26 protein-coding genes, 1 tRNA gene and 2 pseudogenes are annotated in these 24,515 nt (G+C 57.6%); 15 read left to right on the top strand and 14 right to left on the bottom strand.

Features of this window, described 5'->3' with window-relative positions; genetic code table 11:
• Positions 1-3: 3 nt before the first annotated feature.
• Genes ACJ5NV_RS03905 through ACJ5NV_RS03915 form a run of 3 tightly spaced genes read right to left on the bottom strand, consistent with a single transcriptional unit; the run spans position 4 to position 3,588 of the window.
• Complete coding sequence (locus tag ACJ5NV_RS03905; RefSeq protein ID WP_411642320.1) at positions 4-1,053, bottom strand: ABC transporter permease; 1,050 nt, start codon at positions 1,051-1,053, stop codon at positions 4-6.
• On the bottom strand, positions 1,043-2,584 hold the full coding sequence (locus ACJ5NV_RS03910) for an ABC transporter ATP-binding protein (RefSeq protein WP_411642321.1): 1,542 nt from the start codon (positions 2,582-2,584) through the stop codon (positions 1,043-1,045). Before ACJ5NV_RS03910 ends, ACJ5NV_RS03905 begins: the two co-directional genes overlap by 11 nt.
• Positions 2,581-3,588, bottom strand: coding sequence for a BMP family protein (locus ACJ5NV_RS03915; protein ID WP_411642322.1), 1,008 nt, complete (start codon positions 3,586-3,588; stop codon positions 2,581-2,583). The genes ACJ5NV_RS03910 and ACJ5NV_RS03915 overlap by 4 nt, the downstream gene beginning before the upstream one ends.
• A gap of 599 nt (positions 3,589-4,187) precedes the next feature.
• On the opposite strand from ACJ5NV_RS03915, the gene ACJ5NV_RS03920 reads away from it, so the two are divergent.
• On the top strand, positions 4,188-4,952 hold the full coding sequence (locus tag ACJ5NV_RS03920) for a polysaccharide pyruvyl transferase family protein (protein ID WP_411642323.1): 765 nt from the start codon (positions 4,188-4,190) through the stop codon (positions 4,950-4,952).
• A 41-nt stretch (positions 4,953-4,993) separates the two neighbouring features.
• A complete protein-coding gene (locus ACJ5NV_RS03925; protein WP_411642324.1) occupies positions 4,994-5,692 on the top strand; it encodes a glycosyltransferase family protein in 699 nt (232 codons plus the stop codon).
• 94 nt (positions 5,693-5,786) lie between these two features.
• On the opposite strand, the gene ACJ5NV_RS03930 is transcribed toward ACJ5NV_RS03925, so the two are convergent.
• Entirely contained in the window at positions 5,787-7,007 is a 1,221-nt protein-coding gene (locus ACJ5NV_RS03930) for an adenine nucleotide alpha-hydrolase family protein (protein ID WP_411642325.1), read from the bottom strand.
• Positions 7,008-7,303: 296 nt separating this feature from the next.
• Between ACJ5NV_RS03930 and ACJ5NV_RS03935 the strand changes: the two are divergent.
• Positions 7,304-7,405 (top strand): annotated as a pseudogene (locus tag ACJ5NV_RS03935) (IS630-like element ISSpo6 family transposase); the annotation flags it as partial.
• Here the strand turns inward: ACJ5NV_RS03935 and ACJ5NV_RS03940 are convergent.
• Together ACJ5NV_RS03940 and ACJ5NV_RS03945 are read right to left on the bottom strand one after the other, a co-directional pair.
• Positions 7,399-7,608, bottom strand: a pseudogene (locus ACJ5NV_RS03940) (transposase); the annotation flags it as partial. The pseudogenes ACJ5NV_RS03935 and ACJ5NV_RS03940 sit on opposite strands and share 7 nt — an antisense overlap.
• A gap of 361 nt (positions 7,609-7,969) precedes the next feature.
• Positions 7,970-8,053: transfer RNA gene (locus ACJ5NV_RS03945), tRNA-Tyr, on the bottom strand.
• A gap of 125 nt (positions 8,054-8,178) precedes the next feature.
• Here ACJ5NV_RS03945 and rlmB point away from each other — a divergent pair.
• From rlmB to ACJ5NV_RS03965, 4 genes are all read left to right on the top strand, one after another.
• Positions 8,179-8,955, top strand: a complete 777-nt coding sequence (gene rlmB, locus ACJ5NV_RS03950) for a 23S rRNA (guanosine(2251)-2'-O)-methyltransferase RlmB (RefSeq protein ID WP_411642326.1) — start codon at positions 8,179-8,181, stop codon at positions 8,953-8,955.
• A gap of 11 nt (positions 8,956-8,966) precedes the next feature.
• Positions 8,967-9,278: a hypothetical protein gene (locus ACJ5NV_RS03955; RefSeq protein WP_411642327.1), complete on the top strand. Its 312-nt coding sequence runs from the start codon at positions 8,967-8,969 to the stop codon at positions 9,276-9,278.
• A 94-nt stretch (positions 9,279-9,372) separates the two neighbouring features.
• Positions 9,373-9,825: a YHS domain-containing (seleno)protein gene (locus ACJ5NV_RS03960; RefSeq protein WP_411642328.1), complete on the top strand. Its 453-nt coding sequence runs from the start codon at positions 9,373-9,375 to the stop codon at positions 9,823-9,825.
• Between the two features lie 232 nt (positions 9,826-10,057).
• Positions 10,058-10,525, top strand: a complete 468-nt coding sequence (locus tag ACJ5NV_RS03965; RefSeq protein WP_411642329.1) for a CoA-binding protein — start codon at positions 10,058-10,060, stop codon at positions 10,523-10,525.
• On the opposite strand, the gene ACJ5NV_RS03970 is transcribed toward ACJ5NV_RS03965, so the two are convergent.
• Both ACJ5NV_RS03970 and hisF read right to left on the bottom strand, forming a co-directional pair.
• The gene (locus ACJ5NV_RS03970) at positions 10,522-10,827 is read right to left on the bottom strand and encodes a phosphoribosyl-ATP diphosphatase (protein WP_411642330.1); all 306 of its coding nucleotides are present in this window, start codon (positions 10,825-10,827) and stop codon (positions 10,522-10,524) included. The two genes, ACJ5NV_RS03965 and ACJ5NV_RS03970, sit on opposite strands and share 4 nt — an antisense overlap.
• A complete protein-coding gene (gene hisF, locus ACJ5NV_RS03975) occupies positions 10,824-11,582 on the bottom strand; it encodes an imidazole glycerol phosphate synthase subunit HisF (protein WP_411642331.1) in 759 nt (252 codons plus the stop codon). Before hisF ends, ACJ5NV_RS03970 begins: the two co-directional genes overlap by 4 nt.
• 98 nt (positions 11,583-11,680) lie before the next feature.
• On the opposite strand from hisF, the gene ACJ5NV_RS03980 reads away from it, so the two are divergent.
• A complete protein-coding gene (locus tag ACJ5NV_RS03980; protein ID WP_411642332.1) occupies positions 11,681-12,334 on the top strand; it encodes a hypothetical protein in 654 nt (217 codons plus the stop codon).
• A gap of 8 nt (positions 12,335-12,342) precedes the next feature.
• Here the strand turns inward: ACJ5NV_RS03980 and hisA are convergent, their stop codons facing one another.
• The gene (gene hisA, locus ACJ5NV_RS03985; RefSeq protein ID WP_411642333.1) at positions 12,343-13,059 is read right to left on the bottom strand and encodes a 1-(5-phosphoribosyl)-5-[(5-phosphoribosylamino)methylideneamino]imidazole-4-carboxamide isomerase; all 717 of its coding nucleotides are present in this window, start codon (positions 13,057-13,059) and stop codon (positions 12,343-12,345) included.
• A 139-nt stretch (positions 13,060-13,198) separates the two neighbouring features.
• Here hisA and ACJ5NV_RS03990 point away from each other — a divergent pair, with 139 nt between their 5' ends.
• From ACJ5NV_RS03990 to xseA, 3 genes are all read left to right on the top strand, one after another.
• Positions 13,199-13,588 carry a DUF2147 domain-containing protein gene (locus tag ACJ5NV_RS03990; RefSeq protein ID WP_411642334.1) on the top strand — a complete coding sequence of 130 codons (390 nt, stop codon included), beginning with the start codon at positions 13,199-13,201 and terminating at the stop codon, positions 13,586-13,588.
• Positions 13,589-13,748: 160 nt separating this feature from the next.
• Positions 13,749-14,354, top strand: a complete 606-nt coding sequence (locus tag ACJ5NV_RS03995; RefSeq protein ID WP_411642335.1) for a glycine-rich domain-containing protein — start codon at positions 13,749-13,751, stop codon at positions 14,352-14,354.
• On the top strand, positions 14,338-15,831 hold the full coding sequence (gene xseA, locus ACJ5NV_RS04000) for an exodeoxyribonuclease VII large subunit (RefSeq protein ID WP_411642336.1): 1,494 nt from the start codon (positions 14,338-14,340) through the stop codon (positions 15,829-15,831). The genes ACJ5NV_RS03995 and xseA overlap by 17 nt, the downstream gene beginning before the upstream one ends.
• A gap of 42 nt (positions 15,832-15,873) precedes the next feature.
• Here the strand turns inward: xseA and ACJ5NV_RS04005 are convergent, their stop codons facing one another.
• Genes ACJ5NV_RS04005 through ACJ5NV_RS04015 form a run of 3 tightly spaced genes read right to left on the bottom strand, consistent with a single transcriptional unit; the run spans position 15,874 to position 17,676 of the window.
• The gene (locus tag ACJ5NV_RS04005; RefSeq protein ID WP_411642337.1) at positions 15,874-16,284 is read right to left on the bottom strand and encodes a hypothetical protein; all 411 of its coding nucleotides are present in this window, start codon (positions 16,282-16,284) and stop codon (positions 15,874-15,876) included.
• Positions 16,266-16,649: a hypothetical protein gene (locus tag ACJ5NV_RS04010; RefSeq protein ID WP_411642338.1), complete on the bottom strand. Its 384-nt coding sequence runs from the start codon at positions 16,647-16,649 to the stop codon at positions 16,266-16,268. The genes ACJ5NV_RS04005 and ACJ5NV_RS04010 overlap by 19 nt, the downstream gene beginning before the upstream one ends.
• The gene (locus tag ACJ5NV_RS04015) at positions 16,642-17,676 is read right to left on the bottom strand and encodes an alkane 1-monooxygenase (RefSeq protein WP_411642339.1); all 1,035 of its coding nucleotides are present in this window, start codon (positions 17,674-17,676) and stop codon (positions 16,642-16,644) included. Before ACJ5NV_RS04015 ends, ACJ5NV_RS04010 begins: the two co-directional genes overlap by 8 nt.
• 123 nt (positions 17,677-17,799) lie before the next feature.
• Here ACJ5NV_RS04015 and ACJ5NV_RS04020 point away from each other — a divergent pair, with 123 nt between their 5' ends.
• The 3 genes from ACJ5NV_RS04020 (at position 17,800) to ACJ5NV_RS04030 (ending at position 21,801) form a co-directional block, all read left to right on the top strand.
• The gene (locus ACJ5NV_RS04020) at positions 17,800-19,485 is read left to right on the top strand and encodes an NAD(P)H-dependent oxidoreductase subunit E (RefSeq protein WP_411642560.1); all 1,686 of its coding nucleotides are present in this window, start codon (positions 17,800-17,802) and stop codon (positions 19,483-19,485) included.
• A 123-nt stretch (positions 19,486-19,608) separates the two neighbouring features.
• A complete protein-coding gene (ftsY, locus tag ACJ5NV_RS04025; protein WP_411642340.1) occupies positions 19,609-20,856 on the top strand; it encodes a signal recognition particle-docking protein FtsY in 1,248 nt (415 codons plus the stop codon).
• Between the two features lie 42 nt (positions 20,857-20,898).
• The gene (locus tag ACJ5NV_RS04030) at positions 20,899-21,801 is read left to right on the top strand and encodes an EamA family transporter (RefSeq protein WP_411642341.1); all 903 of its coding nucleotides are present in this window, start codon (positions 20,899-20,901) and stop codon (positions 21,799-21,801) included.
• A gap of 129 nt (positions 21,802-21,930) precedes the next feature.
• Here ACJ5NV_RS04030 and ACJ5NV_RS04035 read toward each other — a convergent pair whose 3' ends face one another.
• Both ACJ5NV_RS04035 and ACJ5NV_RS04040 read right to left on the bottom strand, forming a co-directional pair.
• Positions 21,931-23,103 carry an alpha-hydroxy acid oxidase gene (locus ACJ5NV_RS04035; RefSeq protein WP_411642342.1) on the bottom strand — a complete coding sequence of 391 codons (1,173 nt, stop codon included), beginning with the start codon at positions 23,101-23,103 and terminating at the stop codon, positions 21,931-21,933.
• Positions 23,104-23,105: 2 nt separating this feature from the next.
• On the bottom strand, positions 23,106-23,789 hold the full coding sequence (locus tag ACJ5NV_RS04040) for a ZIP family metal transporter (protein ID WP_411642343.1): 684 nt from the start codon (positions 23,787-23,789) through the stop codon (positions 23,106-23,108).
• 208 nt (positions 23,790-23,997) lie between these two features.
• On the opposite strand from ACJ5NV_RS04040, the gene ACJ5NV_RS04045 reads away from it, so the two are divergent.
• Complete coding sequence (locus ACJ5NV_RS04045; protein WP_411642344.1) at positions 23,998-24,447, top strand: BLUF domain-containing protein; 450 nt, start codon at positions 23,998-24,000, stop codon at positions 24,445-24,447.
• The last annotated feature ends 68 nt before the right edge of the window (positions 24,448-24,515 follow it).

Genomic DNA, 24,515 nt, shown 5'->3' on the forward strand with positions numbered 1-24,515 from the left:
ACGTCAATCCCTCACGATCCGGAACCGTGTCAGCATGATCGCCAACACCATCAATAAAAGCGCGATCGCTAACATCATATCCGCGAGATAAGTTGGCACACCCGCCGCCCTGCTCATGCTGTCAGCGCCTACGAAAATGCCTGCGACAAACAAGGCTGCCCCCACAACGCCTAATGGGTTCAGCAACGCAAGCATGGCCACGATGATCCCCGTATAGCCGTAGCCGGGCGACAGATCGAGCGTGAGACTTGCCTTAACACCTGCGACCTCCGAAAATCCGGCGAGCGCCGCGAGGCCCCCCGACAACAAAGCCGTTTTCAGCAAAGTCCGGTTCACCGGAATACCAGCAAACGCCGCCGCTTGCCGGTTTAGACCGACGGCGCGCATCTCATATCCCAAGGTCGTGCGAGTCTGGATCAACCAGATGAGAACGGCTGAAATGATCGCCACCCCGAAGCCCCAATGCAAACGTAACCCGTCGAACATGTTGGGCAGCCGCGCTTCAGCGATGAGACGGGCGGATTTGGGCCACCCCATTCCCATCGGGTCTTTTAGGGGGCCTTCCAACAACATAGAAATGAACAGCAAAAAAATGAAATTAAACAATAAGGTTGTAACAACCTCATCTACACCAAACCGGGTTTTCAAGATCGCGGGAACCAACAACAATATTGCCCCCGCCAGAATAGCCGACACGGCCAAAACCGGCAGCAAAGCAGCTGTTGGCCACGGTAAAACTCCGGTCCCCAACAACACGGTCATCAATGCGCCTGCATAAAGCTGGGCTTCAGCCCCGATGTTCCAAAACTTTGCCCGAAATGCGACCGCGACAGCAAGCCCCGTGAAAATCAGCGGCGTAGCGCGATTCAACGTTTCAAGGATCGCAAACGCCGATCCAAACGCCCCCTTTAGGATCAGATATAGGACAGAAAATGGGTTCGCTCCCGCGATCATCGCGAGCAGCGACGCGATCAAAAACGTGGCGCAGAGTGCGCCAAACGGAAACCCCAGTTTGCGTGTTAAACTTGGGTCAGTGATTGGTTCAAGACGCATGTTTTTTCTCGTCCTCAAATCCTTGACCGGCCATCCATAACCCCAATTGCGCAGACGTCATCTGCCCACGATCAAACTCCGGCGAGAGGCGGCCATCTGCAATAACATGAATAACGTCAGACAGAGCTATGATTTCGTCCAGATCTTCCGAAATCAGCAAAACAGCCGCACCCCGTTCACGCGCGGCCAAAAGCTGAGTGTGAACGTAATTCACAGCACCGATATCCAATCCCCGAACTGGTTGGTTGGCCAGGATAACCTGCGGATCAGCCTCTAACGTGCGCCCCAAGATTAATTTTTGCATATTGCCGCCTGACAGTAACCGGATCGGCGTGGCTGGGCCGGGACACCGGACATCGTATTTGGTGATAATTGCATTCGCAAAATCGCGTGCGGACCTCCAGTTCAACCAACCCGCTTTGCTGAAGCCATCGGTTGCGTATCGTTCGAGGATCGCGTTTTCGGTCAAGTCAAAGTCGGCAATCGTGCCCGTCTTGTGCCGGTCTTCTGGAATCCGTGCAATCCCGCTTTGTACGGCGATACGCGGCGTCCACTTTTGTTGGCTCTTGCCATTCAAAGTCAGAGTACCGGAGGCAGGTTTCAGCGTTCCGCCCACCAGACCTGCAACAGCAGCTTGCCCGTTACCCGAAACGCCTGCCAACCCAATTATTTGCCCTGCTTTCAACGCCAAAGAAACAGATTTCATCCCCGGCGCGCTGCCTTGGTTGGGCGTTGTGACATTCGTTACTTCCAAAAGCGTCTTACCGGGGGTCGCAAGCACTACTTTGGGGGCTTGCGCTTGAGTGCCCATCATCATGGCCGCAAGAGCGGCCTTGTCGGTGTCTTCTATTCGCGCGCCGCCGGCCACCTTACCGTGGCGCAATACGACCACACGATCAGCGATCGCCATCACCTCATGCAGTTTATGAGAGATAAAAATAATCGACAGCCCATCCGAAACGGCCAATCGCAACGTGGCAAATAGGTCGTCCGCTTCTTGTGGTGTCAAAACGGCAGTTGGCTCATCCAAGATCAAAATGCGCACATCGCGGTAAAGGGCTTTGAGGATTTCAACCCGTTGCCGTTCACCCACCGTCAGCGCACCAACGCGCGCATTACAGGCTACCTCCAAGTGATACTTCGCTGATAGTTCTGAAATCCGCCGCCGCGCTCCCTGCCGATCGGCCCGCATTCGTAATAAGGACTCAGTCCCAAGAGTGATATTCTCCAGCACTGTTAGATTGTCAGCGAGCGTAAAATGTTGATGCACCATACCCAGGCCTGCGTCCAAGGCTGCGCGTGAATTACCTGATGGAAGGTCCTTACCAAAGACGCGCACGACACCACTATCGGCGGCGTATTGGCCGAAAAGGATATTCATCAACGTGGTTTTTCCAGCACCATTTTCACCCAAAAGAGCGACGACTTCACCTTGGTTCAATGACAGGCTGACCGCATCATTTGCGGTCAGCGCGCCAAATCGCTTTGTGATGCCTTCTAAACTAAGTGCCTCAACAGCCGTTTTGTTCACGACGACGTTGGCTCTTCATCATTGATGGTCACGGCAAACGCACCCGACATTATCTCTGCGGTGCGTTTCTCAATCAACGCCATTGCTTCAGCTGGAACCTTGCCTTCAAAAGTCCCAAGCGGTGCAAGCGAAGTACCGCCAGCATTCATGAATGAATAAATCCCATAATCTGCTGCAGTAAATGTGCCTGCCTGAACCTCGGCGATAGCTTTGTCTAACGTCGGTTCAAAATGCCAGATCGCGGACGCCACGACCGTGTCAGGGTATTCAGCCTGAGTATCAATGACGTTACCGATGGCCAAAACGCCTTTTTCTTTTGCTGCGTCTGAGACACCGAACCGTTCTGCATAAAGAACATCTGCACCGCTTTCGATCATCGCAAAGGCAGTTTCTTTGGCTTTGGGCGGATCAAACCAGCTGCCGATAAAGCTGACTTGGAATACGATGTCTGGGTTCATTTCCTGCGCGCCAGCCATGAAGGCATGCATCAAACGGTTCACTTCCGGGATCGGGAAACCACCAACCATGCCAATATTGTTGGATGTGGTCATGGCCCCGGCAATAATACCCGAAAGATAGGCCGCATCTTGTATGTAGTTGTCAAAAACGGCAAAATTTGGCAACGCAGGATCTTCTTTAAAGCTAGAACCCATGAGGAAAGCGACATCAGGGTACTGAGCGGCGACTTCACGGGCCTCTTGCTCGGCCCCGAAAACTTCACCGATAATCAGCTTGTTTCCCGCTTCAGCATATTCGCGGATGACGCGGGCATAATCAGTGTTGCTCACGTTTTCGGAATAGCTGTACGTGATATCACCCCGATCTTGGGCAGCGACGGCCGCGATGTGAATGCGACTGACCCATTGTTGTTCAACAGGCACGGTGTAAATCCCAGCGGTCTTAATCGGCTCCGCCGCGAGAGCACGGGTTGCGCTCGCCAGCAGCGCGGACGCTGCAGTTGTAATCATAAAGTGACGGCGCGTAGGGCGAAATGCGTTAGACATGTCGTGTTCTCCTGTTGTGTGATTGCTCAAACCGTTGAGAGAATTTATCAAACGGTCAATAAAATTCCGGCATGGCAAGGTCCAATGCCGCCCTTCGCTCCCTGACCTATAAAAAAAGGGCAATACGCCCGCAGTTTAAGCAGCGTTCAGTTCATCGACTCGTACTCGACGTTCGGAAAAAACTCGGACTATGCGTTCCTGCTAACATGATACCGGTCGTTAGCTGTAACTTACCTTAGTGGTGAAGGTTTTCCAGCGCGGATCGTGCGCCCGCCAAGACGCCAGCCTCACGCCGCGACCCGCATCGGAAAACCCTCAACAAAAGCGAACTTGAGCCGGATCATCGACGCTGCATCGATGGCTGATCGAGCCGTTTGAGCTCGTACAGGGAGTCAAGCATATCTGCATGCAAAGCCCCTTTCGTTGGAACAAATTGGGTGCAATACCTGTGGTTAGGGGAGCGAGCACGATGACATCAGCCTGTCTTCTTGAGTTTGCCGAAAAAGTCCCCGGGTTGCATGACTGAAATTATCCACAATAAGAAATCCGATAAGGTGATGAGGTTCCTTGGTCGTAACGGACTGTTGGGGCGGCGCGCAATGTTTTGGTCTTGGTACATACCACGTAATTTCGGAGACTGGATCGGACCCTATTTGTTCGAGAAGATCACCGGGAAGCGCCCGGTCTACCACGACGTATCGTCACGCACCCAGGGCGGTTGCTACTTTACCGCTGGAAGTATCCTACGCAGAATTCGCTTCGAAGATGATGCGATTGTCTGGGGAAGCGGTATTATGTCCGCCGACGACGAGGTGCTACGTCCACGCCGCACCCTGTGCGTACGGGGGCCATTGACGCAGCAGCGACTTCAAGATTTGGGTTTTGAATGCCCGGATCGGTTTGGTGACCCAGGCCTGCTTTTGTCACGGGTCTATCCTCAGGTCAGCGTGACTGCGACCCATCGGCTCGGTCTGATCCCACATTTTGTGGACCTGCCCGCTTTTCGCGAAATTGATCTCGCCGCCGGGGTGAAGCTCATTGATGTGACACAGCCGGTCGAAAAGGTCGCGTCACAGATTGCTTCTTGTGAGGTAACGATGTCGTCTTCGCTTCACGGACTTGTTGTGTCCCATGCTTATGGCGTGCCTTCGATGTGGTGCGAACCGGTGGCGGCGATCCATGGCGATGGTTCCAAGTTCCGTGATCACTTTCATGCATTACGTGTCGCGCCACCGGTAGCGGCCCCGAACTCTGTCTGGCGAGATCACGCCACGCTGCGCGTGCCAGACCACGCAAGTGCACCAGACATCCGTAGGTGCGTGAACGACCTGATTTCAACCTGCCCCTTTGGCCCGATCAGATGATTACCGCGAATCTTGTCACATACCCGCCGCGTAGGAACGCCGTGATAAACGTTGCACGCAGCGTAGCGCCGCAAGTCGATCGCCTGAATCTGATCCTCAACGAATATACTAACCCAATCCCCGAACTTGTTGAACTTGAGAACGTTCATCAGATCATCCCTGATCAGGATCTAAAGGATACAGGAAAATTTCTACCTGATATCGGTCAAAGCGAATTTGTGTTTTTGATCGACGATGACCTGATTTACCCAAAAGACTATGTGTCTGATACGATTTCGCACCTGAAAGATCTCGGACATGGGATTGTGGTGGGCTATCATGGAAGCCTTTTTTATCGTCGTCCACCTTTGAGAATTTCACGACGTGCGTTGCGTAAATGGTGGGAGTTCTCTCCGAAAAGAATCGCGGACAATCGAAAGGTCTTACATTTTAGTCACGCAATCGAAGACCGGCTGGTGGTCGACCAACTTGGCACCGGTACGGTAGCCCTTCATGCGACCCAATACCCTGAATTCGACTTCATGAGAACTAGCAAGCGGTTTGTTGATGTCCGGTTTGCGCGGTGGTGTTTCCAGAATAATTGGCGCCAAGTTATTTTGCCGCGGCCCGAGCAGTGGATCGGGGAGGCGAAATTTCCAGAAACGATTTTTCGGGGATTCACTAAATCTCATGATCAAGAGGTTGCCGCGGAAATACGATCCTTCGCACGCAAGGCATCAGGATTGGGAAAACCTGTTTGAGGTTCCGCCATACACAGCCCATGGATAGAACTGTTTTGTTGGGTCTGGGCTACTGGCAAAAGTGACGTTCTAGGCTGTCAGCGAAACGTGCGTTTTAATGCCCCGCCAGATTTTTTGATGCAAGCCTGCGTATTTTGCGGAGATGCCGCCTTATGCGATCGCGCCGCAAAGTTTGTTTCCACGGCGGTATTGGTACGCCTGCCTGTCGAAGCGGTTCGAATTCTGCGTCGAGATGGTTTTGCCCACGACTTCCAAACCAAAGCACAAGATTTTCGTAGATGCGTGCCCGGTTTTCTGGGTAGCTGTTCAGGTCAAAGGCTGCACCGAAACGATCAAGGGCGCCGAGGCCATCCAGTTGCGCAAGCGTCTGCGCGCATTTCCAGCATTCTCCACAATTGATGACGCCGTTCTGGTATCTTTTGTCCGCGGGCCCGACGCAAACATCCAGAAATCTGTGAGCCTCTGGCCGATCAGATAGGAAGGCGATCTTGTCGGGTCGAGATAACCCCGCCGCGCCGGCTTGAAATGTCGTGTGTTCCGTCGTCATCAATGGAGCAAGGACAGGTTCCGCAAATTCGATGATGTTGCTGGGGCCGAAGCTTGCTCTGTCATACCCGACATTTCCGGAGGGATGAAATTCTCGAATACCACGCCCTAACGCCAAAGCGCCGGCACCATTCCTCAGACTGACGGTGCGTCCAAGACTGCGCAGTTTCGGGTTCGGAAGCGAACGGTAGAATGCATCAAGATTGGAATTGAGCGTGATGACGCGTAGACCATGTGGCGCTGCGAAGGCCCGCGCCCGGTCTTTCGCAGCGGCGAGCCGGTGTCTGGAATCATCACTGAGCATCGCACCTACCTGAAAAATCGCGAGTGTATTGATTCTTGCCCGTTCGGGTACGTCGGGCCCGACGCGCGTTAGTACGGTTGCCATACTGTCAACGCCGCCAGAAAAACCTGTCGCCACCAAAGACCCGTTTGCACGTTCGGGTGCGCTCGTCCCCGCGTCTATGCTGATTTCGGAGAAACCGGCGGGGTCGTAATGGCGCAGGAATATCCCAAGATCCCAGCGGAGGTTATGCAATAGCCGGGGTGAAATGTCGGCTTCAATAATTAGGTCCTGTCCACTGGCCAAGGCCACATAATAAAGCGCCAGCGCTGCCCAACTCGGCTCATCCACATCCAGCAAGTCATAGTTTTCCGGATCAGTCTCGAACCAAAGCACAGACGGTGCGTCGAGCTTGCTACTGACGTCGCAGCGTAGCGTTGCGCCTTGCGATGTGGACTCGATGCGAAAGTTTTTTAAAGTAAGCATTAGTTGTTCGTTTCGTCACAATTTCCACAAGTCATGTCCAATCAGCACCAGATTAAAGCAAATTGATGGCGCGTTGCAGTTTGCGCCACCGAGCTCTCGCCTAGGTTCGAACAGCAACCTTGAAGGTATTGCCGTGATTCCTGCCGTCTTGTCCATTCAGTATTAGCTGTCTGAGGCAAACAGGGTGAGACTGTCATCTGATTTGCATGCCTCCTCTAGAGCTTCGGCCTTGAAATCTGGATCGGCGGGATTCCCACGGGACCATTTTTGTGATTCACCATATGCGGAGACGGATCATGGGCAAATCACTATCAATGGACGTACGAGAAAGGGTCGTCGCGTTGGTGGACGAAGGCCAGTCTTGTCATGAAGCCGCGTGGTGCTTGAGGATATCCGCGATCAATCGCTCGGACCGAATGCCGAAGCAATAGCCGACCAACAGCATCCGGATCAGTAGTTCAGGATCGATCGACGGACGACCCGTGTGGCTGTAGAAATCCGCAAGATATTTGCGAATACTGCCAAGATCGACGAACCGATCAATGGAGTGCAACTGATGATCTTGGGGAACATGGTCCTCCAGCGAAAACTCGTAGAACAGTGCCGCCTGCGCTTCCTACCTCGGTCCCATCATCGCCAATCCATCCCTACAAGAAGAATTGAATCAGCAACTTAGGCCTCAATCAACAACAAGTTTTTCAACAAAATGTGGCTAAACCAACCCAGCGTTACTCCTGGTTCAAAGGCCTGCTTTGGGAATGGAAAGCAGTTAACTGGAAGCGGACCCGTAGACGAATCTTGAAAAATGTTTCCCTAAGCCGAAGACCGATAGCGCGGCACGCCATAGCAAAATGATCGGTCTACTGCGGGGCACTTGCCTGCTAACCTATTGATATCATTCGGGCCGATTTTATCTACTGCGGGACACCGTTTCATTGATTTTATTGGATTTTTGGGTGAAGTGGTGGGCGACCCTGGAATCGAACCAGGCGTGCGTCTCCGCGAGGGAGTTACAGTCCCCTGCCACACCTTGCGGCCTGTCGCCCACTGAGCGGCTGATTACCTGTGGCCTGCGAACGCGTCAACCGCAAAACGTGGCTTTTCTGCCGGCCACTTCACACATGCCCGATTGTCATGTATCGCGCGTGCAAATGCCGGGATTGGATCGCAGATGAAAAAGCCGAAATGGGTGATTGCCAAGGAACAGGCCAAGCGGGTGGCGGCCAATGAAACGGTCTGGCTGTTCGGCCTGCATGCGGTGCGCGATGCGCTGGAAAACCCCGCCCGCGAAAAGCTGCGGTTAGTTGTGACCCGCAACGCGCTGGAGCGGTTGGGCGACGCCGTGGCCACGGGTGGGCTGGAGCCCGAGATCTCTGACCCGCGTAAATTCGCAGCACCTTTGGACCCGCAATCTGTTCACCAGGGCGCGGCACTGGAAGTGAAACCGCTGGATTGGGGAACGCTGGAGGATGTGGCGCTGGGGCAGGGCGCGCAGCCGCCGCGCATGGTGCTTCTCGACCGGGTGACAGACCCCCATAATGTCGGCGCAATCCTGCGTTCGGCCGAGGTTTTTGGCGCGCGCGCTGTGGTCGCGGTACAGCGTCATTCTGCGCCGGAAACCGGTGCCTTGGCCAAGACCGCCAGCGGCGCGCTGGAACGTCAGCCTTATCTGCGGGTCCGCAATCTGTCCGATGCGATGACTGCGCTGAAAGACATGGGCTATCTGGTGTTGGGGCTGGATGGTGACGGCGAGCAAAGCATTGAAGAGGCGGTTGCGGAAAAGCGTGACCGCGCCATTGCTATCGTGATGGGGGCCGAAGGACCGGGTCTGCGTGAAAAAACCCGCGAAACTTGTGATGCGCTGGTGCGGATCGACGCCGCGGGTGGTTTTGGCTCGCTCAACGTTTCTAATGCGGCGGCTGTCGCGCTCTACGCGGTACAGCGCTGAAGGCCAGGGGCATGTCGATAACCAAAATCGCCACCTGTTGTTATTGCGGTACGAAAGCGGCGCTGGTGCTGCGCGGCAGAGAGCGACATGAACTAGCTTGCAGCAGCTGTGGCGCACCGTTGCGGGCACTGAAAATGTTACCAAAAGCACGCAGGGCCGCAAATGCGCCAACTGCGGTACTTGTGCGAAAACCGAAAGCAAAACACGGGGACCGTCGCAAGGAAAAATCGTCGCAACGGGGCGAGAAACGATTTAATTTCAGCCGCTTCGGCCGCAAAATCATCTCGGAAATCTGGGATGTGATCGAGGATGCTTTTGACTAATGACCGGCTCACTCTTGCTCACGGCTTGGCGAGGGGGCTAGGCGAAACGTGATAGTGTACGTATCTTCGCAGGATCTGCTGCCGGAGACTGTCCATGATCAAACGACGCACACTGTTGGCGATGCTTGCCACAGCGCCCCTTGTTGCTACACGGGCGCAGGCTGGGCCATCGCGGATCAGTTCCAATGATGGTTACGCCATCGGCGGCTATGATCCGGTTGGCTATTTCGCCAGCGGTGCGCCGGTGCCAGGGGTGGATGCGCATATGTTGATGTGGCGCGGCGCGGTCTGGCGATTTGCAACGCAAACCAACCTGTCCATATTCGAGCGGAACCCCATCGCCCATGCCCCGCGCTATGGCGGGTACTGCGCCTATGCGATGGCCCATGGTTTCTTGAAGGTTTCCGACCCGCAGGCCTGGCGCATATACGAGGGGCGCCTTTATCTGACTGCGTCGCCCAGCATCCTGACCCATTGGTCGGATGACATTCCTGCAAACGTGGCGCGCGCCGATGAATGTTGGCCTGCTGCATTTATGGCGGGGTGATTGGCGCAGATATGCGGGCTGCGAGTGTATATTGTGACCCGCACACGCAATTTAACGGACCGTTCACATTTCCCTGATCACATCTTTCCAGAGTAAGACTTGTGCTTAACTCTTTAAGTGAAGCGCCGCGATGGAACCTGCGCGCTTTGTATCACTGTCCCTCGTTCCATAACTCGCGCCCGGATGTCTCCGGGCGCTTTTTTATTGCGGACCCTGCGGCTAAGGTGTGGCTATGACATATTCCGACGATTTCCTGCGCAACGTGCTCAAACGCACGCAGACTATTGCTGTGGTGGGCATCTCTGCAAACCCAGCGCGTCCCAGCTATTACGTGGCGCGGTATCTGGGGCTGAAGGGCTATCGGGTGATTCCTGTTAATCCGGGGTTGGCCGGGCAGCGATTGCTGGGGGAAATGGTCTATGGCGATCTAGCAGAGGTGCCGGACGATGTGGATATGGTCGATATTTTCCGCCGCTCGGACGCGGTGCCGGGGATCGTGGATGCTGCGCTGGCGCGCTGGCCGAAACTACAGACGATCTGGATGCAGATCGGGGTGGAACATGCCGAAGCCGCGGCCAAGGCACAGGCGCGCGGCATCGACGTGATCCAGAATCGTTGTCCAAAGATCGAATATCAGCGGCTGTTTGGTGAACTGCGCATGGTCGGGTTCAACACCGGGATCGTGTCGTCCAAGCTTTAACGGCTGGCCTTTTCCGCGATGCCGGATTTTCCTTGCCGTTGGGCAAGCTCTGACAGGACTTCATCCAGCGTCACATCCCGTGCGGCCAGCATCACCAGCAGGTGATAAAGCACGTCAGCCGCTTCCGAGGTCAGGCGCGCCTTGTCGCCTTTGACCGCTTCGATAATGGCTTCTATCGCCTCTTCCCCGAATTTCTCGGCGCATTTTTCGGGACCTTTGGCCAGCAATTGCGCGGTCCAGCTGCTATCAGGGTCCACGCCTTTGCGCGATGCGATCAGCGTTGCGAGTTCATCCAAAATCATAGCCGTACCGGTATCCCTGCTGCTGCCATATGCGCCTTGGCTTCGCCAATCGTATAGGTGCCGAAGTGAAAGATAGAGGCGGCGAGCACCGCGCTCGCCCCGCCTTCGGTGACGCCTTCCACAAGGTGATCCAGCGTACCGACCCCGCCTGAGGCAATGACGGGCACATCAACCGCGTCGGAAATCGCACGGGTCAAGGGCAGGTTGAAGCCGGATTTTGTGCCGTCGCGATCCATAGAGGTCAGCAGAATTTCACCAGCGCCTTTTTCGACCACCGTGCAGGCGAATTCCACCGCGTCGATCCCAGTGGGCTTGCGACCGCCATGGGTGAAAATCTCCCACTTGCCGGGGGCCACCGTCTTGGCGTCGATTGCCACCACGATGCATTGTGATCCGAACCGCAGCGCCGCCTCGGCCACCACATCGGGGTTCGCCACGGCGGCAGAGTTGAAGCTGACCTTATCCGCCCCGGCCAACAGCAGATCGCGCACGTCGTGATGGGTGCGGACCCCACCGCCGATTGTCAACGGCATGAAACACTGTTCGGCGGTGCGCGTTGCCAGATCAAACATCGTGCCCCGGTTTTCATGGGTGGCTTTGATGTCCAGAAAGACAAGCTCATCCGCGCCAGCGGCGTTATAGGCGACAGCCTGTTCAACAGGGTCGCCCGCGTCGATCAAATCGACAAAGTTCACGCCTTTGACGGTGCGGCCTTCGGCGACATCCAGACAGGGGATAATACGGGTTTTCAACATGACAACGGCTGGTTTGTTTCTACACGAATGTCTATGTGTTTATTCTGCTATGAAGGCAATGCCGCGTTCCGCCATTTAAGCATCCTAAGGAGATTCTAATGGAATTTTACCTTGTCTATCATGGTCCACTTTCATCGACGCAACGGAGAAGCAAGGGGGAGAAGAAACAAAAGCTAAACGAACAGCGCTGGCACATACGTCGCGCGTTCCACGACCAACTGAAGGAACTCTGGCGGACGAACAAAACTTTGAGTGGGTGGACGTCGCCAAGGTCTGAGTTCGAAAATATACGCCCTGTGAGTGATACTATCAGTCTACTTGCAAGTGACGATGATGATGAGCCATTAGCGGATTTGCTGGCCGCGAAAAATTATAGGGGTGGGTTCGACTTCGTTCCACTTGCTTCGAAGCACCTGTATCTTGCGGTCCATCTCGACGTCCTCTTCATGCGCCGCGACGCTCCAGGAGGGGTGGTTCATAATGGTGATCTAGACAATAGAGTAAAAACTTTGGTGGACTGTTTGCGTATGCCTCAGCGGCAAGAAATGGATGGTGCAAAAGATGTTTTTGTAGAGTCTGAACGCATTTATTGCCTGATGGAAGACGACGATCAACTTTCCAAATTATCGGTCGAAACGTCTGCACTTCTGCGCCCCAAACGGCTGGACGAGGATGACGCGGAAGTTGATTTGATAATGTCTGTCGCCGTGAAGCCTTACATGAACACCCAGTCGGGATTGGCGTTTGTCTGAAAAAAAAATCAAGACAGTACTGTCAAAGCAGTCTGTAGATCAATCGCCCCGTCATAAAGCGCACGGCCTGAGATCGCGCCGGAAATCACGCCGGTGTCACGCAGGGCGATCAGGTCGTTCAGGGAAGAGACACCGCCGGAGGCGATGACCGGGATATCGACGGCCCGTGCCAGATCTGCGGTCGCGTCGATGTTCGGTCCCTTCATCGCCCCATCGCGCATGATGTCGGTATAGATGATGGCAGCGATGCCGGCGTCTTCAAACGACCGGGCAAGGTCTGTCACCATCACATCGGTTTCCTCCGCCCAGCCACGGGTTGCCACCCGGCCATTGCGGGCATCCAGCCCCACAGCGACCTTGCCGGGAAATGCCTTTGCCGCTTCGCGCACCAGATCAGGGTTTTCCACGGCCACTGTGCCAAGGATCACACGGGCCAGCCCCTTGTCCAGCCAGCGTTCGATTGTGGCCATATCGCGGATGCCGCCGCCAAGTTGGGCAGGAACCGGGCAGGCTTTCAGAATCGCCTCTACCGGGGCCGCATTCACCGGCTCACCAGCAAAAGCACCGTTCAGATCTACCAGATGCAGCCATTGGCACCCGGCGTCCACAAACGCACGGGCCTGTGCTGCCGGGTCGTCGTTGAAAACGGTCGTCTGTTCCATATCACCATGCACCAGACGCACGGCGTTTCCGTCTTTCAGGTCAATCGCGGGGTACAGGATCATGGGGCGGCCTTTCATAAAATCTGCCGCGTTTATGCATGGGGGCCGGGGGAATGCAACGTTGCGGAAACCTGTGACATCAGGCTTGATCCAGCACACTCGCCGGGCGCATGCTGTGCCGTGTGCTCAGGGAGGAAAAATCATGCGCAAATTGATAGTGACTGCGGCTGCCGCGATGACATTGGCAGGGGCCGTGTTTGCCGACCCGCTGGAAGGGGTCTGGCAGACAGTACGCGATGATAACGGCAATTTTGGACATATTCAGGTGGCCCCGTGTGGTGATGCGCTGTGTGGCCAGTTGGTGCGGTCATTTGATTCGAGCGGAAGCGAAATTCCCTCCGATCTGATCGGTCGCAACATCATCTCAGAGACCACGCCCAACGGCGGCGGCGCGTATCGGGGCAAAGTGTTTTCGCCCGACCGGGATAAAACCTACAATTCGCGGCTGCAATTAAATGGTGACCAGCTTTCTGTGTCCGGCTGCGTGTTCGGCATTTGCCGCGACGGCGGCACTTGGGTGCGGGTAAACTGACCATATCACGCTGGGGCGGGGTTCGTCCCGCGCCAGCGAATTGGAAACCTGTTCGCTATTATAAATCAAAATATAGCCCAGTGGCAGCAGGGCGGCTTGGCGGATCGGCATATTGCACCTATGATCGGTCATTGGGGGCACTTGGTGACAGGTGCAATTTATGAAACGGACGAAAACCGACCGCAAGCTCTGGCATAGGCTGGAGGGCTATAGTTTTCATGAGCGCCCACTGACCCGCTCTTTGGTTGATCGACTCGAAGATGAAACGGGGCATTCCACCGACGTCTGTTATACGCTGGTAGAGGAATATCGGCGTTTCATGTATCTTATGGGCAGCACGGGCGAAACGCTGTCCCCGTCACCCATCGTCGATCTGGTCTGGCGGCTGCATATTCAGGACCAGCGCGCCTATTTCGAAGATTTCTGTCCACGCATTATCGGGCGCACGATTCACCACCCCGAGGACTTCCCTCCATTGCAGCATGATCCGGGCTATGAACGGACGCTGGAATATTATGCGCAGGAATTCGGGCGCCCCTTGGTGCAATATTGGCCGGACCCGGATGTATCATCGGTCCGCTTCTCGACCGGGCTAATGTGGATCATCGGCGTCGCGGCCTTTGCGCTTTCGGTGATTTTTGGGTCTTATGTGTTTGCCTTTTTTGGGGCATTTGTCATTACGGCAAGTGCATTCCTGCAATGGAAGTTTTCATCACTTCCTTTGCAGAACCTGACACCAGAGGGCGACCATGAGCGATCTGTTTGACGACGAACCGGGCGACAACACACCGGAATTTTCGGTTTCCGAGATTTCGGGAGCGGTCAAAAAGGCGATCGAAGGTGGTTTTTCCCATGTGCGCGTGCGCGGTGAGGTGGGGCGCGTTTCCCGCCCGGCATCGGGGCATATCTATCTGGACCTGAAAGACGACAGGGCGGTGCTATCCGGGGTGATCTGGAAAGGCCGCGCGCAGGGCCTTGCCCACCGCCCCGAAGAGGGGATGGAGGTTATCGCCACCGGCAAGCTGACGACCTTCCCCGGCCAGTCGAAATACCAGATGGTGATCGAAGACATCGCGCCCGCCGGGGCCGGTGCGCTGATGGCCATGCTGGAAAAACGCAAGGCGCAATTGGCCGCCGAAGGGCTGTTCGCGCCTGAGAGGAAGAAGCCGCTCCCTTATCTGCCCGAAATCATCGGCGTTGTGACCTCACCCTCTGGCGCGGTGATCCGTGATATTTTGCACCGCCTACGCGACCGGTTCCCGCGCAAGGTGCTGGTCTGGCCGGTCGCTGTGCAGGGCCAGAAATGCGCCGCAGAAGTCGCCGCCGCGATTGACGGGTTCAACCGGCTGACCCCGGGCGGCGCGCTGCCACGGCCTGATCTGTTGATCGTGGCGCGCGGCGGCGGATCGTTGGAGGATCTGTGGGGCTTTAACGAAGAAATCGTGGCGCGGGCTGCGGCGGCGTCAGACATCCCGCTGATCTCTGCCGTGGGGCATGAAACCGACACGACGTTGATTGACTACGTGGCCGACCGGCGTGCGCCCACACCCACCGCCGCCGCTGAGCTGGCAGTGCCCGTGCGGTTAGAGCTTTTGGGCTGGGTGGATCAGCAAGGCATGCGGTTAAGCCGGGCACTGCTGAGCGGGATACAACAACGCCAGCAAAGGCTGCGCGATCTGGGCAGAGCGCTGCCGCAGCCAGACGCGCTGGTCGAAGGACCCCGCCAACGGCTCGACTATTTGGCTGACCGGCTGCCGAACGCGCTGCGCGCCGCAGCGGCCAAAAAACGGCTTCAGATGTCAGAGGCCGCCCTGCGCCCCGGTATCCTGACACGCCACATGGCCGATGACCGGCGGCGGCTTGATGATACGGCAAAACGGCTGGTGCCTGCGTTAAAACGCAGGTCACGGGATGGCGCTGTTGCGCTGGAACGCGCGGCGCGGGGCTTGCGTGCAGAGGTGCTGCACGATCGTCTCGCCCGGCAGCGTGAGCGATTAGATAATATCGCGCATCGCCTGTCAGATCGCGCCACCCGGCAGCAGCAGGATCGGGTCGCGAGGTTGCAGTCGCTTGACCGGCTGCGCGAAACGCTGGGCTATGTTGAAACGCTCAAACGCGGTTATGCTGTGGTGCGTGGCGATGGAAATGTCGTGACTGGCAAGGCCGCAGCGGAAAGCGCGCAGGTGCTGGAAATAGAATTTGCAGATGGCCGGATGCCGGTCAGTCGGGGGGGGCCGCGCTAGCCTGTGCGCATTCTGTGATCAGTAGTTCTGCCGGAACTGTGGTCACGATGACAGGTCGTTGCAGATCAACGGGTCATCGCGGTCAGCCAGTTCATAGATTACGGTATAGGGCGGGCGCGTTGTGTAGACCCCGCGCATACCGTCTGGCGCAGCATAGATCGTCCAGCATTTATGCTCTGGATCGCCGTCGTAACGAAAACAGATATCGCCCTTGCTTTCGAACCAGACGCCATATTGGCAGATGCCGTTCAGGCTGGACCACATCACGCGGCGGCCAGGCAGATAGCGTTCAATCCCGTAGACCGCGACCCCGTCGGTGCGAAAGGTCACGGTGCGCCCGGTTACATGGGCATCGAATGCGGCGGCATCCATGCGGTCCTCCGCAAAGGCGGCGCCGCCCCAGCAAACCAGCGCGCAAAGCCATATTTTCAGCGTCAGCTTAACTTGCCGCATGCAAACATCTCGGTTTCATCAATCACCTCAACATAGATAGGTTTGGCCCAGTTCCACTCGAACATGCCGGTGATCGTGTCGCCGGTCCTGAAAAAGAGCCAGCACTTGTCCTGTCCCGCATCGTCATAGCGAAAGCACATTCTATCCCCGCGCGCAAACCAGTCACCGCCTGTGCAGCGCCCGTTTGGGGTGGACCAAAGCACCCGCTGACCGGGAAGATAACGCTCCGTGCCATAGAGATCGCCAGAGCTGACGCTGAACCCCAGCACCTGCCCGTCGGCGAAGGCTGCAAATTCCGCGGGGCTCATTAACTCCTGCGCGTGCAATGGTTGGGCGAGCAGCAGCCAGATCAGAAGGTTACGCATTTTTCCAGTGCTCCACCTGTGGGTCCATGACCCGGCGCCAAAGCGGCGGGACCAGCGCGATGCTTGCCATGACCGGCAAGGGGCGGGGCAGCATTGGCCCTTCTGCCGGTAGCCGCAGGGCAGGGTAGGGCCGGTTGGGATGCGCGTGATGGTCGGAATGCCGGGTGGCGTTCAGCATCAGCGCAGAGGAAAACCAATGCGGGCTGTTCCAACTGTGCCGCGCTGTCGTCGGCTCTGGCTTGCCCTGCGCATCGGTGCCCCGCAGCAGCCCGTAATGCTGCACGTAATCGGACAACAACAGCTGCGCCTGCGCGTGACCGGCCAGCGCCAGATAAGCCAGAATGGCCGCCATCCCGCCGATCTGCCCGGCCAGTATCAGACAAAACACCGCGCCCCCGATATAGATCAGATAAGGGTTGTGCCAAGGTGCCCGCCCGATGCGGTCCAGCCGCGCCGCCTCGGCGGTATAGCCTGCGCGAAAGGACCCGATCCAGGCCCGCAATGCATAACGATAGAACCCTTCGCCCTTGCGCGAGGTATTCGGGTCCGCAGGGGTGGCGACATGCCGGTGGTGCACAAGCACATGGGCTGACGTGTGATGGCCGAACAGCAGTGTGACATAGACCCACATCCCCAGCCGGTGCAACGCGCGCTGGCCCCGGTGGATCAGCTCATGCGCGTTGGCGTTGCTCACCTGTCCGAAAAACAGCCCCGCCGCGAAGAAAAGCCCGGCCTTTTCCGGCAGGTTCAGCCATGCCGATGACAATCCGGCCACCACAAGCGGCAGCAGGGCGAAATGGCAGAGGGCGAGCGTGACAGACAGTGGCGTGCCGCTGGGAAATTCGGATGCGGGGCTGATGCGCTGCACCAATCGGTCGAGCAGGCTGGTCAGGCCGGTCAGGTAAAGCACCGACAACACAACCCAAATTCCGCCCCACAGAGCACCGGCCGCAATCAGAATAACCGGGGTCAGCGTAGCAATGGAAAAAAGCGGCAATCGGGACATGCTGTTTCGTATCGTTGTCATCTGTTTCTGGTGGGATAACCGAACCACGCGCCTAACCCCGCTTTGCGTCTATTCTATGTCGCTTTTAATTAGTCGGTGCGCTGTCAGCCGGTTATGGTTGGGCCATCAGGCAAGGGGGCAATGATGGCTCTGGATAATAACGATGGTATTTGGAAATCCGGCAAAGGCAAGGGGCGACGCACCCCCAAGGGCCGCCAGCTGGACGATCAGGCATGGGACGAGGTCCGCGCGCTGCTGGGCGATCAGCCACGCCGCCGCGATCTGTTGATCGAATTCCTGCATCTGATCCAAGATGAATACGGTCACCTCTCCGCCGGGCATCTGCGGGCATTGGCCGAAGAAATGCGCCTCAGTCAGGCCGAAGTCTATGAGGTCGCCAGTTTCTACGCTCATTTTGACGTGGTGAAAGAAGGCGAGACGCCCCCGCCGGCGCTGACCATTCGGGTCTGTGATAGCCTCTCTTGCGAATTGGCGGGCGCGCAGCAATTGATGGACGCTTTGGAAGACGGGCTTGATACATCACAGGTCCGGGTGTTGCGCGCGCCTTGCATGGGGCGCTGTGATACAGCCCCGGTGTTGGAGCTGGGCCATAACCATGTGGATCACGCCACCGTGGACAAGGTGCAGGCGGCCATCGCGGCAGGCAACACCCATGCGCATCTGCCAGCCTATCAGGATTTTGCAGCCTATGCCGCGGATGGCGGTTATGCCACGCTCAAGGACCTGCGCACACGCGGCGATTGGGAGGTCGTGCAAGACAAGGTGCTGGCTGCGGGCTTGCGCGGGCTTGGTGGCGCGGGGTTCCCGTCCGGCAAGAAATGGGGTTTCGTGCGCGCCAATCCCGGGCCGCGCTATCTGGCAGTCAACGGAGATGAGGGCGAACCGGGCACCTTTAAAGACCGCTACTATCTGGAACGGGTGCCGCATCTGTTCCTTGAAGGCATGTTGATCGCCGCTTGGGCCGTCGCGGCGGACACCTGTTTTATCTATATGCGGGATGAATATCCGGCCGTGCTGGACATTCTGCGCCGCGAAATCAAAGCGCTTGAGGCGGCGGGGATCGTCGCAGAAGGTTACATTGACCTGCGCCGGGGCGCGGGTGCTTATATCTGTGGTGAAGAATCCGCGATGATCGAAAGCATCGAAGGCAAGCGCGGCATTCCTCGCCATCGCCCGCCGTTCGTCGCGCAGGTGGGGATCTTCGACCGGCCCACGCTGGTTCATAACGTCGAAACGCTGCATTGGATCGCGCGTATCTGCCGCGAGGGGCCAGAGGTGCTGAACGGGACCGAAAAAAACGGGCGCAAAGGGCTGCGTAGCTATTCTGTCTCTGGCAGGGTGGCGCAACCGGGTGTCTATTTGCTGCCTGCAGGATCGACGATCCTTGATGTGATTGCTGCGGCGGGTGGCATGGCGGCGGGGCATGTTTTCAAGGCCTACCAACCCGGTGGGCCATCCTCTGGCCTGTTGCCCGCCAGCATGGATGATATCCCCCTCGATTTCGACACGCTGCAACCGCATGGGACCTTCATCGGCTCGGCTGCGGTGGTGGTGCTGTCCGATCAAGACAGCGCGCGGGATGCGGCCCTGAACATGTTGCGGTTTTTCGAGGATGAAAGCTGCGGGCAATGCACGCCTTGCCGTGTGGGTTGTGAAAAGGCGGTCAAGTTGATGCAGGCCGATCACTGGGATCAGCCCCTGCTGTCGGATCTGTGCACCGCGATGGCGGATGCGTCGATTTGCGGGCTGGGGCAGGCTGCCCCGAATCCGATCAAGCTAGTGATGAAGCATTTCGGGGATGAGATTTGAACCGCAAAGACGTGCGTCGGTTCTGCCCAAACGCAAGCCCGCGTGCTGAAATTGCTGAACCTCCCTTCCCACTTGGGCATTTGCACATTAGTTGAAGACAGACGCAGCCCAGTAGGATCATCCATGGCATTCTTCACAAAGCTCAAGGAACGCATGTTCAAATCCTCGTCCAAGATCGACGAGGGTCTGGATGCGATTGTCAGCGATGGCGGTGAAGAGGATAACATTGCAGCCCAGCCAGAGGCTGAGGTCCCGGATCAGGTCCGGGACGATGTTCCGCCCATTCCAGAGGCTGCACAGGAAGAAGACGCAAGCGGGGGCACCGTGCCCCATCCTGATATCATTGATGAGCTGGTGGAATTCGGCGTCACAGACACGGCGTCAGACGCGGTCGAAGCCGCAGTTGCGGCAGAGCAGAACACGCAGGCCAAGCTAAACGTCGATATCACGGCACCGTTAAGCGAAGCCGCCCAACCGCCGCAGAAAACCGGCCTGTTGGGTCGGATGTTCGGCAGAGGCGACGCACAGAATGTGGTTCGACGCACGCTGGATGACGATATGCTCGAACAGCTTGAGGAACTGCTGATCAGTGCCGATATGGGGGTGGATACAGCCCTGCGTGTCACCGCCAATATGGCCGAGGGGCGGCTGGGCCGGAAGCTGTCGGTCACCGAAATCAAACAGCTGATGGCCAGTGAAGTCGCGCGGATCATGGAGCCGGTGGCACGCCCGATGCCGCTTTATGCCAAGCGCCCGCAGGTCGTGCTGGTCGTGGGCGTCAACGGTGCTGGCAAGACCACCACCATCGGCAAGCTTGCCAGCCAGTTTCAGGCGGCTGGCAAGAAGGTTGTGATTGCCGCCGGTGATACCTTCCGGGCTGCAGCAGTTGAGCAATTGCAGGTCTGGGGCGACCGGGCGGGGGTGCCTGTCCTGACCGCACCGGAAGGGTCCGATCCGGCCAGCCTAGCGTTTGACGCAATGACCAAGGCGCAGGCGGATGGGGCTGATCTGCTCATGATCGACACCGCAGGCAGGCTGCACAATCGGTCCGATCTGATGGAAGAGCTGTCCAAGATCGTCCGTGTCATTCGCAAGAAAGACCCCGACGCACCGCATAACACACTGCTGGTGCTGGACGCGACGACTGGGCAGAATGCCGTGCAGCAGGTCAAAGTGTTTCAGGAATTGGCCGATGTGTCCGGGCTGGTGATGACCAAACTGGACGGCACCGCCAAGGGCGGCGTGCTGGTGGCGCTCGCCGACAAATTCGGCCTGCCGATCCATGCCATTGGCGTGGGCGAACAGATCGACGATCTTGCGCCCTTCGACCCCGAAGAATTCGCTGCGGCCCTTGTCGGTCTGGATGACTGACCCGTGCCACGGCCTTGATGGCGACCCGATTGAGACCTGCTGATGAGTGACTGGCTGGTGAGCATCGCCGGTACGCCCGAGGGCGCGCGGCTGGCAACGATCCTCGCGCTTGTGTCGGCCATCGCCCATGCGGCATTCGGGGCGTTGCAAAAGGGGCGGCATGATCCGTGGCTCAGCCGGGGTGCCATTGATGCCTGGCTTTGTGTCCTCTCGGCGCCGATCGCTTTATTCATCGTGCCTTGGCCGAATACGCAGATCGCGCTGATCCTTGTGGGGGCGATTGCCATCCATTTCGCCTATAAGGTCACTATGGCGCTCGCCTATGAAAAGGCGGCTTATACGGTGGTCTATCCAGTGGTGCGTGGGACGGGGCCCCTGGTGACGATCCTTGCCGCCAGTGTGATTTTTCATGAAAAATTCACGGTGATTCAATGGTGCGGCGTGCTTTGCCTGTCGGGCGGTATCCTGCTGCTCGCGCTGCGCAACCTGTCCGAGGAAAAGCTGGCGCTCGCTGCGCTCAAGCTGGGGCTGTTCTGGGCCTTTCTGGGCGGCATGCTGGTCGCGCTCTACACGGTCTACGACGCCTATGGCATCCGGCAAGCAGCGGACCCGTTTACCTTTCTGGCGTGGTTCTTCTTTGTGACGGCCTTTGACATGCCCATTCTGGCGTGGCTGCGCTACCGGCGCATGGCGGTGCCACCAGCGCTGGGCGCGCTTGCATGGCGGGGGTTCTTTGGTGCGCTGATTGCATGGGTCAGCTTCGGAGGGGTGATGATGGCTACGCGGCTGGACAAAGTGGGCGAGGCGGCGGTGCTGCGCGAAACCTCGACCGTTTTTGCCGCGCTGATTGGATGGTTCATCCTAGGTGAAAAGGTCGGCATCCGACGGCTGTTGCTGATGGCGCTGGTTGCGCTGGGGGCTGTCACCGTAGAGCTTGGCGGCTAAAAAGATAATCAAACACAATGCGTTTAGCAGTGCACGGACAGTCATGTTCCGCAGACATTCAATGACACCGCTAATTTTTTGGGGGGCCTGACCGACGAAATCAATGACATCCGGATGTGTTCTCGGATCTTACGCTCTCAGTGGCATACCCGTAAGGGCCGCTTGGGCATCATCGCGCAGGCAGCCGGGCAAATCGCTCAGCCGCTGCGCCCCCAACTGCCCCATATTGCTGATCATATCCTGCCGCAGGATATCGACCACATGGGCGGCACCCGGTTCACCCAATGCGGCCAGCCCGTAATGAAACGCGCGCCCTAGCATCACGAAATCCGCCCCCAATGCCAGCGCACGCAGAATATCCAGCCCCCCTGCGACCCCACTATCAAAGATCACAGGCAGGGTGGTCGCGGCCCGGATCGCTGGCAAGACGCTGATTGCGGCAGGTCCGCCGTCGAACTGACGACCCGCATGGTTGCTGACCCAAATCGCATCGGCCCCTTCATCTGTCAGCCGGGCCGCATCATCGGCGCGCCCCACGCCTTTGACCACTAGCGGCCCGTCCCAAGCATTGCGCAGCGCCTTGAAATATTCCCAATCGGGCGAGGTACGCAGCAGATACCCAATATGCTGGGTCGAAGGCAGGGCGCTGCGGTTTTCTGAATAGCCTTCCATCAGGCGCATGCGGGGCATCCCCGTCTTGCGGATGCCGTTCAGCCAAGCGGGGCAGCGCGCTGCCTGCAATGCCAGCCGGGGCGACAGCTTGGGCGGGTTGGTCAGCCCACCGCGGGTCTGGCGTTCCCTGCGCGATGCGACAGGGACATCGACGGTCAACACCAATGTGCCAAAGCCCGCCGCCTTGGCGCGCCGCAAGATATCATCGCGGATTGCCGGATCGCGCGGCGGATAAAGCTGAAACCAACCCTGACCACCCGCGTGTGGGCCCACATCCTCTGGCGGTTGGCTGGCGACCGTGGACAGACCAAAGGGAATGTTTTCACGCGCAGCCAGCCGGGCCAGCATCTGTTCTGCCCCCGGCCAGATCAGCCCCGACATGCCCACCGGCGCGATGCCAATGGGCAGCGGATATGGCTTACCTAGCAAGGTCGTGCGCAGATCAGGGGTGAATTCACCATGCAGGATCGACGGGTTCAACAGCACCTGATCCAGCGCAGTGCGGTTGCGGCGCTGCGTTGCCTCTATACCTGTCGCGCTGTCCAGATATTCCCATACGAAATGCGGAATGCGGCGGCGGGCGCGGGCTTTCAGGTCCGAAATTGCAGGAAACCGTGTGTGCAGCGACATATCTATCCAATCAGCAGATGGCCCAAAAGGCCCAGAACAAAGCCCGCAACGGCACCCAGCGCCGGGGCATGGCGGTTTTCCAGCCGGGTTTGTGGCGCAATATCTTGAAAAATCAAATAAAGGATTGCGCCCGCCGCCGATAGCATCAATGCGCCGGTCACCTGCGGAAGTTCGGCCAGTAACAGATAACCTGCCAATGCGGCCACCGGCCCCAGCGCGGCCAATAGGCAGAACCGGCGCAATATCTGCGGACCCTCAGCTTCGCCCACCAACTGTTCGCGGTAAGCATTGAACCCTTCGGGCAGGTTTTGCAGGGCAATCATCAAGGCCAGAAGGGGGGCAGCGGCCCTATCAGTCGCCAGCACGGCACCGAGGGCGATCGCCTCAGGAATGAAATCCGCCAGCATCGCCACCAATTGCGCCATATGCGACCCGCTGCGATCCAGCCGTGCATCGACCAAAGCCATCAAGACCGCGCCAAAAACAATCCAGCCGACAACCGCGAAACTGCCAAGGGCGGCATCGCCCTCTGGGATCAACACAAAGGCCACCGCGCTCAGCAGGGCACCGCCCCCAAAGGCGATGACACTATGGCGCAGCTCATTGCGCAGCCAGTCGCGCTTGATGTTCTCATGTGCAGCGATCCAACCACCCAGCGGGATCATGGCGCCAGCAATTGCAGCCATCAAAAACGCCTCAAGCATCGGGCTCAGCGGACCAATTGGCGACGCATACAGCAAGCCATGCAGGCTGGGAAAGCACGTGTGAATTCATGCCGCCACGTAACCAGATAAGACCCGCCAGAGAAAGGCATCTTTAACGGATTGGAAGGATACGCCTTCGATAGTTTCGCATCCCATAGCAAGAGGGTGATCAGGTGGAACGAGGAAATCAATGATCAGACTTATATATTGCAGCACAGCCATACGCGATGTGACCGATCAGGAACTGGTTGATATTTTGCGGACCGCGCGGCGGAATAACATACGAAACGGGATCACCGGCATGCTGATGTATCACGAACGGGCATTCCTGCAGGTGCTGGAAGGGGCGGAAGAAGATGTCACCGCCTGCTATGACAGGATTTATCGCGACCCCCGCCACCGCGGTCTGATCACGCTGGACAAAGCCCCCGCATCCAGCCGGACCTTCACGGATTGGAGCATGGGACATGTGGACCCGTCCGCGCTGCGTCGTTTTGGCGTTAGCAATATCCGCTCAATGGCCGAGATCGCCGCGCGGCTGCAAGATGTGGAACATATGGAGATGGGCGCAGGGCGACAGCGCACCGTCGCCCGCATGCTGGCCTTTCTCAGACGCCACAACCTGGCAGAGCATTGCTGAAAATGACAGAAAGGACACCGAACAATTAGAGAACATGCTTTTCGGGGCGTCTGTTACGCGTTATATAG

It is taken from the genome of Loktanella agnita (assembly GCF_046640325.1).
Classification (GTDB): Bacteria; Pseudomonadota; Alphaproteobacteria; order Rhodobacterales; family Rhodobacteraceae; genus Yoonia; species Yoonia agnita.